The organism is Acinetobacter sp. YH12097 (assembly GCF_013419225.1).
GTDB classification, from domain to species: Bacteria; Pseudomonadota; Gammaproteobacteria; order Pseudomonadales; family Moraxellaceae; genus Acinetobacter; species Acinetobacter amyesii.
The window spans coordinates 1-10,597 of record NZ_VPAN01000060.1 but is presented as its reverse complement, the minus strand read 5'-3'; the positions used below and the strand labels follow the sequence as shown (position 1 = coordinate 10,597).

Genomic DNA, 10,597 nt, shown 5'->3' with positions numbered 1-10,597 from the left:
AAGATTTAGGATTTCAGCAGCACGGACCTGGGTAATACGATGATCTCGAACGTCTTGCAGAACTGCAAGCCGTTGAATTTCTTTGTCAGACATAGTGATCAGCATCTATATTTATATCCAGTCCATGGTGATAAAAACCATCATAAACTAGACATTTTTATTGGTGAGAATATAGACACTTTAAATGGGTTCTAACATTTGAATTTCGTATAAGAGTTTTTATGTTAAATAATTAAATAAAAAGGACCACGTTAGTGGTCCTTTACTTGTTATTTATCAAAAATTTCTTTTTTAAATATAGGGGCTAATTTTAGAGATGCAGTCCAACTCATATGATCGTCATCATAAAATAAAGGTAAATTATTTTGGGTAAAGTAGCATGTTTCGTTATCACAAAACTCTCTAGATAAATCAATTATTTGAATATTTTTAGTGGACTGTGCTGCCATATCTTGGGCTTTCCAAGCTTGTTTACTTCTTTCGTAGTATTCATTCCAAGTAATGGTTAAATCTTGAGTAGGTAAATGATACTTAAAAATTTTGGCTGCAAGGTTGGAAATTTCTTTTTTAGCTTCTGGAGTTGGCCTTGTAATATATACTTTATGAGATGCAGATAAATCTTTTAATGTATCAACATAGGCATTTCTCATTTGTGCATAATATTCCTCATCAAATACAAGAGATGGAGTATTTATATATCGAATAGGTTGATTACTTTTATCATTTTCTGGTTCACCTTGAAAAATGGCATTAGCTCTATTAATTACTAGGATTGGAATATCAGTCGAGTAGTTCGTTTTTATATCATTAATAATATCTTTTACTCTTTCGCCACAAGAATATTCAGGCATATTAGTCTTTTTTAAATTTTTAACTGTAGGGCAACCACTAATAGTAAATGAAATTAAAGATGTATTATTAGGTAGAGCATTAATAACACCATTTAACATAGCACTTGCATGGCTGTCGCCAACGACTATTAGAGACAATGGTCCATCACCATAGGTACATTTTTTAAGTTGAGAGTCATCCTGTTTACCAAGGCATTCATCTCTTCTTGGGTTAATATCATTGATGGTATTACTAATATTATTAATTTCATTAGAAAAACGGTTTTTAACACCATCAAATTTAAATATCATAATTGAAATTAAGCTAAGAATTGAAATAGATAAAAACCAAAGAAAATAAGCTTTAACTATTGATAAATTTGATAATTTTTTACGAGTTGGATTCTCAATATAAGTATAAGAAAGCCATCCTAGAATGATAGATAAAATTATCCCTGCTGTAATAAATATATAGTCATCATTTTTATAAAAATAATGTAAGAAAAAGACGATCGGCCAATGCCAAAGGTAAATTGAATATGAATTATTACCTAACCATTGGAAAACAGATCCTTTTGTAAAAATAGAATTTTGTTGATGTGCTAAAAGAATAAGAAAAGCACCTAGAACTGGTAGAATAGCATTATAGCTAGGCCATAATGTGTCAGTTGAGAAAATATAACAGCTAATAGCTATTAGAAAAAAACCAATGAACTCTAAAGGTTTTTTATATGGAACTTTTTCTTTAGGAATAAAGAAAATCAATCCTCCAGCTAGCATTTCCCAAGCTCTAGTTGGTAACAGAAAGAAGCCAGCTGATGGATTTTTTGCAGTAATAATGATTGATAATATTAAAGAAATGATTGTTCCTAAAATAAAAAATGTGAGTAGAAAATTTCTAGATTTTTTTATTTTATAAAGTAAAGCAACAATAATTGGGAAAACCAAATAAAATTGCCATTCAACAGATAGAGACCATGTATGGAGCAAAGCTTTATTATGTGAGTCAGTATCGAAGTAGCCAGACTCTCTCCAATACACAATATTTGAAAAAAAGTTGATACTTGAAAGAGTGTGCTTGGCTAATGCCTTATAATCTGTTGGAAGTACAAGAAACCACCCTAAAATAAGTACTATCGTACTGACTACAAAAAGGGCTGGAACAATACGTATACCACGGGCTAGGTAGAATTTTAAAAGCGAAAAATTTCCTTTATCTAAGCTTTTAATAACAATACTAGTCATTAAAAAACCTGATATTACAAAGAAAATATCAACACCGATAAATCCTGCTGCAAATCCTATAATACCAAAATGAAAGAGAACGACAAGGATAACAGCATATGCTCTTAATCCATTAATATCGTATCGAAAGTTTTTGTTATGCATTCACATCTAACCCAAAAATATTGAGGGGATTTTAACCTTTTAATTTTTAAAAGTAATCTTAATTTTTCCTAAAATTAACATAATACGCGTTATACGAAATTCTTGAAATTTTACTATAAGTATCAATATCTTATTGAAAACCGTTCCAGTAAACAGCATATTGGAACGGTTTTTATATTACTATTCAACCAATACACTTATAACTTATTCAAAATCAGAAGAGTTTGTTTAGCCCATCTACGCTATCTGTTTTAGACGCTATAACCTAGCCTCAACTTTTTATTGAGGCTCTATTCCAAAAACACTGATTTTTCAAAGTGCCTGAATTGCATAGCATAGAACCAATTCTTCAGCGAGTTTCTCCATGATTTGGTTCGTCATCACAGTTTTTGCAATCGCAGGTCTGATTAAAGGCACAATTGGGTTAGGCCTGCCTGCGGTATCGATGGGTTTACTCACCATGGTGATCAGTCCATTTCAGGCAGCCACGTTATTGATCATTCCATCTATGGTAACCAACTTTTGGCAACTATTTGCCGAAGGGCAGGTGCTGCGACTAATTCAACGCTTTTGGCCCTTGTTACTCGGCATCATCGTCGGTTCAATTTGGAGTATTTTCCCAACTTTAGGGCATGGCGAGTTTAAAAGTGAAGCTTTACTGGGGGGCATGTTGGCACTATACGGACTGTATGGGCTTTGTGCCAAAAGCTTGCCGAACTTTGCACCACATGAAAAATGGCTATCTCCAATGATCGGTTATCTCGGTGGAGCGCTGACTGTAGCCACAGGTGTGGTAGTGATCCCTGTGGTGCCATATTTGCAAGGTTTGCAACTGAAACGCGATGACCTCGTACAGTCACTCGGTTTGGCCTTTACCACGTCAACTATTTGTTTGGCGGTGTTCTTACAGCAAAATCCTGTGGAAGATCTCCCGATTGATTATGCCATGTCAGCCATGGCACTGGTTCCTGCGCTCATTGGCATGTGGGCAGGGAAAAAAATCCGTTACCGCATTCCAGAACAAAAATTCCGTAAGGTGTTTTTTATCGGGTTGATTGCCCTCGGTGGCTATATGATGCTGCACCAGTTTGGCGTGATTTGAAGCCTAGACTTAGCCATCTAAAGTAGATTTTTGTGACAGTAGAAACTGACTGAAATGCTGATAATTTAAGGGTAAATCATCAAAATTACGTGCGGTGAGCAGCAATTTTCGATTGGCCCAGTCACCGCTGAGCTCAACTTGGGCAAAGGCATACAAACTGATTAATCGTTGGGCCGCACGTTTTGGCATGATGGCAACGCCCACACCATTCGCTATCACTTGCGCGATCGCGGCAAAATTCGGCAAACGCAGCCGATACTGAATTTCACAGCCGAATAATTTGGCTTGTGCCTCAATCGATTGTTGCAAGGAATGATATTGCATCAAACCGACAAAGGGATAATTTAAAATCTCTGCGGGTTTGACGCTAGATATCGAGGCCAATTCATGAGTTATAGGACAAATCAGCACCAACGGATCATCTGCAAACTCAAGTGTTTGTAACTTTTCGGATTTAAAGAAACCCGAAATTAGACCTAGTTGTGCATTGCCTTGTTCAATCGCTGCAATGATGTCTTTAGACTCGGCTTCATGCAGCTCAATTTGTGTATTGGGATTTTCCAGCAAATAGCGTGGCAGCAAAACCGGCAAATATTCACTTTGTGCAGATGAATTACACCATAAGGTCATATTGGAACTCAGCCCATGGGCAAAGGACAGCATTGCGTGTTCTAATTGTTGCCCCTCATGCAAGATGCGCTGCGCATGTTCAACCAAGGTTTGACCGGCAAGGGTTAGTTTGACCCCTTTGGCATGGCGAGTGAACAGGGTCGTGCGGTAATGCTGTTCGAGTTTTTTAATTCGTTCACTGGCTGCTTGTAGCGAGATGGCAGAACGAGCAGCGCCTTTGGTCAGACTACCGCTGTCAACAATGTGCAGTACCAATTGAAGGTCGAACAAATCCAGTCGCATACGGTGTATTCCTTGGCTAATGCCTTATCTTACCGAAAGAGTAGCTATAAAAAAAAGCGACCTTTCGGCCGCTTTTCAAATGAATGTTGTATTCTTTTTTAAATGTCTTGGGGCTTATTCTGATTTGTCGCCCAAGCTAAAGAACCAGTTCAAAATCAACGCTGCAAATGTAGCAGTACCAATACCACCTAAGTTGAAGTTACCAAATTGAAGTGCAAAGTCACCTGTACCTAAAATAATCGTGACTGCTGCCACCATCAGGTTTTTATTTTTTGAGAAATCGACTTTGTTTTCAATCCAGATTTTCGCACCTGCAATGGTAATTAGACCAAATACAACAATCGATGCACCTGTCAAAATGGCTTGCGGAATAGTATGAATAATCGCACCAAACTTTGGAGAAAGACCAAGGAAGATGGCGAATACACCCGCAAATACAAATACGATGGTCGAGTAAACACGTGTTACCGCCATCACACCAATATTTTCGCCATAGGTTGTCATACCCGGACCGCCGACACCGCCTGAAAGTGTGGTTGCAACACCATCTGCAACGAAGGCTTTACCAATGTGCGGATCGAGATTTTCACCTGTCATCGCACCTACAGCTTTGATGTGACCAAGGTTTTCTGCAACCAAAATCAACGCAATCGGTGCAATGATGAGCATGGCATTGAAGTCAAACACGGGTGAATGGAAGTGCGGAACACCAAACCAAGCCGCTTCTTGTACGGGAACGAAATTGATTGGTGTGCCATGACCCATGACATTGGAAATGATGTAATACACCAAGTAAGCGAGTAGAAGGCCAACTAAGAGTAATAGACGTTGTAATAAACCTTTGGTGAACACAGCAATTGAACCCATACATAGTACGGTTACTAAAGCCATCCACATATTAAAGTTATTACCGGCAACCCCTTTAATGGTCACTGGGGCAAGGTTGAGACCAATGATCATCACCACTGCACCTGTAACGACAGGTGGCATGAGTTTTTCAATCCAACGGGTACCCGTTGCCATCACGATAAAACCAAAAATGGCATATAAAATACCGCAGGCCATAATCCCGCCAGCAGCCATCGCGATATTGGCATTTGGCGCGCCAGTACCTGACGCTGCATAACCTGTTGCGGCAATGACCACACCAATAAAGGCAAAGCTTGAGCCCAGATAACTTGGTACACGACCACCAGTCATAAAGAAGAACAAGATGGTACAGATGCCCGACATTAAAATTGCAAGATTGGCATCAAAACCCATCAAGAATGGTGCAAGAACCGTTGCACCAAACATTGCAAAGGCATGCTGTATCCCCAATACAACACTTTGCACAGGCGGAAGATACTCATTGGTACCGACAGGACGTGCATCAATATTGCCTTCGTATGGGCGCCATTTGGGAAACCAATTGGACATAAAATGAGCACTCAAAAGATAAATTGTGCACATCATACTCTTGTTTTTTAGAAGATTTAATTACTTTTAAAAATATTTTGTTCAAATTAATTACCTGACTTTACATGTATTTTTACCAAGTGGTAAAAGTTTTTTATATGTAAAATTAATGTTAAATCATGTAATTAATCATTGTTGGTTTTTTATCTTAGTTCATAAATTTTTCTTATTTTATATATTCCTAAACAATTTAAAGCTAAAGTGATTGCTTAAAAAAAAAGCACATCCATGGATGTGCTTCGTTTGGGGTTGGAAGTTTTAGCCAGTGTTACGCAAACCTGCCGCAATACCCGCGATGCTAACCATCAACGCATGGTCGACTGGGGTATTTTCAGCTTGACGCTCGGCAAGGTATGCACGGCGGCGTTTCATCAGTTCGGCTTGTAGTAAATGTAGCGGCAATAAATAAGGCTTACGCACCTTCATGGATTGGTCAAGCACATCGTTACTGCTAAGTAATTTCGATTCACCTTTGAGTGCTAATAGCGTTTGTACCGCATCACGTAAACGCTGACGTAACTCTTCGCCCAACTGTTTGAGGTCTGCGTTATCTGTCAGATGAGACTCATAATATAGTGCCACATGGCCATCAGCCTTAGACAAGACCATTTCCAACATATCAATTAACGTTTGGAAATAAGGCCACTGTTGTAGCATTTCTTCTAAGGTTGCTTTTTGACCCTGATCAATCACCTGATTAATCGCAGCACCTGTACCGAGCCAAGCAGGTAGCATTAAACGAATTTGAGTCCATGCGAATACCCACGGAATCGCACGCAATGACTCAATTCCACCGCTGACTTTACGTTTGGCTGGGCGTGATCCGAGCGGTAACATTTGTAGTTCCAGTTCTGGCGTTACAGTCCGTAGGTATTTTACAAAATGCGGATTTTCACGCACGGTTTGACGATACACCTGTACCGACAGATCCGTCATGCTGTGCATGAGCTTGCGCCATTCCTGTTTCGGTTCAGGCGGTGGTAATAAGGTCGCTTCTAAGGTCGCTGCGGTGTAAATTTCCAGGTTTTGTAAGGCAATGCCTTCTAATCCAAACTTGAAGCGAATCATTTCCCCTTGTTCTGTGACACGAATCGCTCCTGAAATCGAACCCGGTGGCTGTGAAAACAGCGCTTGCTGTGTCGGCGCTCCACCACGGCTGATTGAACCGCCACGGCCATGGAATAATGTCAGTTGTACATCATGTTTTTTCGCAACCGCGGTTAATTCTTCCTGCGCACGATACTGTGCCCAGTTTGCCGACATAAAGCCCGCATCTTTGGCAGAGTCTGAATAGCCAATCATCACCTCATGTTTACCCTGAATATGCTGCTTATACCAATGCATATTGAATAGGGTATTCATGGTACGGGCGGCACCATCCAAATCTTTTAAAGTTTCAAACAGTGGCACAACGCGTAGCGCTTGTTTGATGCCCGCTTCTTTTTGCAGTAACAATACGGCCAAGACATCACTCGGATGCTCTGCCATGGAAATAATATAAGCCCCTAAACTTTCAGGTGGTTGCTCTGCCAAAGTCCGCATGGTTGCAAAGATTTCTTGTACATCCGGATGTTCAATCAGGCTTTGTTTTGGCTCATTTAAAAACTTCGGTAGCAATGGACGTTTGCTTTGCAGTTCCTGAATCAAGAAATTTTGACGGGCTTGCTCCGTCCATGTTTCAAAATTGCCTAAACCTAAATATTCCGTAATGGCAGAAATGGCTTGGCGATGACGAGTCGACTCCTGACGAATATCGAGTTTGAGTAATTCGATACCGAAACAATTCACCCGATGAATAAAGTCGAGTAACTGACCATTGGCAATTTCAGGTAAACCGCTGTCAATCAGTGAACGGTAGCAAACCAATAGTGGATCAAGCAGTTCATGGCGGCTTTTAATGACTTGGCTATCGTCCGCATCTTCACCACGGAGTTTTAGTGCCAACCAGTGACGAGTGGCTTTGAGGCGTTCCCGTGCATCACGTAGATATTCACGATACGGTTCAGGGTGGAAATGACCCAAGGCATCACTAAGCTCTTTGCTGCATTCTTGAATAGAGAGTTCCCAACGCAGGTCTTCGATATCGCGTAAATACAAGTCGGCAGCTTTCCAACGTGAAAGCCACAGCACTTCTTGAGTAATATTATGGGTGACGTTTGGGTTGCCATCACGGTCACCGCCCATCCAAGATGCAAAGCGCACAGGGGAAACATTTAAAGGCAACGTCTTGCCACAATGATCTTGAACCATGCCATCCAATTCACGCATGAATTTGGGTACAGCATTCCACAAGGTCTGTTCGATGGTTGTGAAACCCCATTTGGCTTCGTCGACAGGCGTCGGGCGATGTTGACGAATTTCATCTGTTTGCCATGCCGAGCAAATCAGTTGTTTTAAATCATCCAGTACGGCTTTGCGTTCGCGTGGCGTAAGTTTTTGTTGATCCATTTTAAACAGGCAATCATTAATCCCATCATATTTCTGGATCAAGGTACGGCGGCTGACTTCAGTTGGATGTGCAGTCAGGACCAGTTCAATTTTTAATTCACAGATTTGTTGGAACAGTTGTTCTGCACTGATGTTATTGCTTTTAAATTTTTCAAATAAATGATCCAGTGGATTCGGTGAGGGTGCCTGCTCATCAAACTCACTTTGGCGACGGCTACGCACAACATTGTACTGTTCGGCAATATTGGCAAAGTTGAGAAAGTGCGTAAATGCACGGGTCAGTGGCAGAATTTCTTCATCTTTTAAATTTAAAAATAATTGTTCTAACTGTTTTTCAGCTTCAACTTGTCCATCGCGCGCGCCTTTAGACAAAGCACGAATTTGCTCTACTTGATTAAACAAATCTTGTCCTGCATGCTGCTTTAGGGTTTCACCTAATAAATTGCCCAGTAAGCGCACGTCTTCACGTAATGGAGCATCAATTTGTTGAATCATTTGTTATTTCTCCGCGTATTCCTGTCTCGACTATACCCCGAAAGTGCTGTGGCAAAAGGGGGGTACAGACAAAAGTCGGATGACTTTTCTAGGTAAATGAGCAGTAGCTATGCCATTTGTTTCAGTTTAGCCTTGAAATATTTCAGAAAATGCTTAGCTCTGTGTGCCGAGTTGATATTTCAGCATAAAGATGTCGATGGCAGAGTGAATAATGGCCTGTCGCTCTGCTGTTTCAGGTACTGGGCGCATGCCCAATAAGACTTCTTGATGGCGTAGTCCCATCAGTAGCGACACAATCAGTTCAGTTTGTCGGGCAGGGTGATCCTGCTGAATGAAATTTAAAGCTGCTGCGTCTTGAAAAAAGTTTTCCCAGACTTGGCGCATTTTTAAATGTGAGGCACGGAAAAACTGTTCCACCAAGGGACTGTGTTCGGCAGCCAACTCCAAAAGTAATAAGTCCAGTTTAATGGCTTCTGGCAAATTCATGATGTTCAGCCCCAACTCACAAATTTCAACGAAAGCCTGCATAAAATGACTTTCGCTGTGCAGATGTCGCGGGCGGGTATTCAAAATATATTCACAGGTGTCTTCAATCGCACTGGTAAATAAGGTGGCTTTGTCCTGAAAATGGTTATAGACCGTCAGTTTGGTGACCCCTGCATGTTGGGCAATCTGATTCATGCTGCAACCGTGATAGCCCATTTCTAAAAATAATTGTTTTGCAGACTCTAAAATCCGTTGTCGTTTTTCTAAGTCTTTCGGGCGGCCGACATTCATTTGCTGAAAAAATTCCAAAAAAGGCGAAAAGGTCATTGATTTAGGATAATTAATCTAATTAATGTACCGTATGGTTTATTAATTAAAAAATAACCAAATTAATTGAATAATATTCTGCCCTAAAAAAGACTTTTTATTAAGAGCGAACTTCATGAGTACGATTAAGATCACAGTTGTCAGCATGATTATCGTTTGCAGTGTGGCCTTATGGGGATGCAGCAAGGATAAAGCCCAAACGGAACAGGAAGTGCCATTTGTGATGGTGACTCAGCCAGGCGCCACACATTTTGAACAAAAAAGTTATGCGGGTGATGTACAAGCACGCCAGCAAACAGCTTTAGCGTTTCGGGTTGGCGGTCAAATCACTGAGCGCTATGTCGATGTTGGAGACCAAGTCCGAGTCGGGCAAGTCTTGGCAAAATTAGACGTCAAAGATGCACAATTACAACTCAATACTGCGCAAGCACAGCTTGAAAGCGCACGTTCCGCAGCGCAAATTGCTGAAGATGAATTAAAGCGCTTTAAGCAATTATTGCCAGTCAATGCTGTGAGTCGTTCGCAGTACGATGCGGTGGAAAACCAATATAAAGCAGCACAGTCGAATTTAAAGCAAGCGCAATCCAATTATGATGTGAGTCGTAATCAGACCGGTTATAACCAATTAATTGCCAATAAAAATGGGGTCATTACTGAGCGTAATATTGAGATTGGTCAAGTGATTGCAGCAGGACAACCGGCATTTCAATTGGCGATAGCAGGTGAACGTGACGTGGTCATTGGTGTGCCTGAACAAGCGGTTACTGAAATTAAAACAGGGCAGGATGCATGGGTTACCTTGTGGTCGAAACCACAGGAAAAATTTGCAGGCTATGTACGTGAAATTAGTCCTGCTGCCGATCAGTCTCGTACTTATAGTGTCAAAGTGGCATTACGTGAAGGCAATAGCGCCATTCAACTGGGGCAAAGTGCACGGGTATTTTTAACTAAATGTGCGGAATTCTCCATCTATAATCTGTGATTTAGATGGAGATGGATAGCACGCCTTTTCAGTCGGGTCTCTCTTGGTTTTGGATGTATTCTCGAATTACATCAATTGTCGCTCCACCTGTTGTAAGTAGACAGTATGCCCTCGTCCAAAGCACAGGTTTCCAATAATAAGGTTTTAGTTCTTCACCGAACTCCTTGC

At 40.7% G+C, this 10,597-nt stretch carries 7 protein-coding genes and 1 pseudogene; 2 read left to right on the top strand and 6 right to left on the bottom strand.

Annotation, left to right across the window (positions count from 1 at the left end; translation table 11 throughout):
- Nucleotides 1-269: 269 nt before the first annotated feature.
- Nucleotides 270-2,219 (bottom strand): acyltransferase family protein, encoded by a 1,950-nt coding sequence (locus FTU37_RS15530; protein ID WP_180066877.1) that lies wholly within the window; start codon nucleotides 2,217-2,219, stop codon nucleotides 270-272.
- 364 nt (nucleotides 2,220-2,583) lie between these two features.
- On the opposite strand from FTU37_RS15530, the gene FTU37_RS15525 reads away from it, so the two are divergent.
- The gene (locus FTU37_RS15525; protein ID WP_168379429.1) at nucleotides 2,584-3,321 is read left to right on the top strand and encodes a sulfite exporter TauE/SafE family protein; all 738 of its coding nucleotides are present in this window, start codon (nucleotides 2,584-2,586) and stop codon (nucleotides 3,319-3,321) included.
- Nucleotides 3,322-3,330: 9 nt separating this feature from the next.
- Here the strand turns inward: FTU37_RS15525 and FTU37_RS15520 are convergent, their stop codons facing one another.
- The 4 genes from FTU37_RS15520 to FTU37_RS15505 all read right to left on the bottom strand — a co-directional run bounded on the left by FTU37_RS15520 (nucleotide 3,331) and on the right by FTU37_RS15505 (nucleotide 9,411).
- Complete coding sequence (locus FTU37_RS15520; protein ID WP_180066875.1) at nucleotides 3,331-4,233, bottom strand: LysR family transcriptional regulator; 903 nt, start codon at nucleotides 4,231-4,233, stop codon at nucleotides 3,331-3,333.
- Between the two features lie 114 nt (nucleotides 4,234-4,347).
- Nucleotides 4,348-5,652: a solute carrier family 23 protein gene (locus FTU37_RS15515; RefSeq protein WP_078191643.1), complete on the bottom strand. Its 1,305-nt coding sequence runs from the start codon at nucleotides 5,650-5,652 to the stop codon at nucleotides 4,348-4,350.
- 297 nt (nucleotides 5,653-5,949) lie between these two features.
- Nucleotides 5,950-8,634 (bottom strand): phosphoenolpyruvate carboxylase, encoded by a 2,685-nt coding sequence (gene ppc, locus FTU37_RS15510; RefSeq protein ID WP_180066874.1) that lies wholly within the window; start codon nucleotides 8,632-8,634, stop codon nucleotides 5,950-5,952.
- 153 nt (nucleotides 8,635-8,787) lie between these two features.
- On the bottom strand, nucleotides 8,788-9,411 hold the full coding sequence (locus tag FTU37_RS15505; RefSeq protein ID WP_180110863.1) for a TetR/AcrR family transcriptional regulator: 624 nt from the start codon (nucleotides 9,409-9,411) through the stop codon (nucleotides 8,788-8,790).
- A 151-nt stretch (nucleotides 9,412-9,562) separates the two neighbouring features.
- Between FTU37_RS15505 and FTU37_RS15500 the strand changes: the two are divergent.
- Nucleotides 9,563-10,396, top strand: a pseudogene (locus FTU37_RS15500) (efflux RND transporter periplasmic adaptor subunit); the annotation flags it as partial.
- 61 nt (nucleotides 10,397-10,457) lie between these two features.
- On the opposite strand, the gene FTU37_RS15495 reads toward FTU37_RS15500, so the two are convergent.
- Nucleotides 10,458-10,597, bottom strand: a 140-nt coding sequence (locus tag FTU37_RS15495) for a transposase (protein WP_180107216.1), incomplete at its 5' end; no start/stop codon positions are given.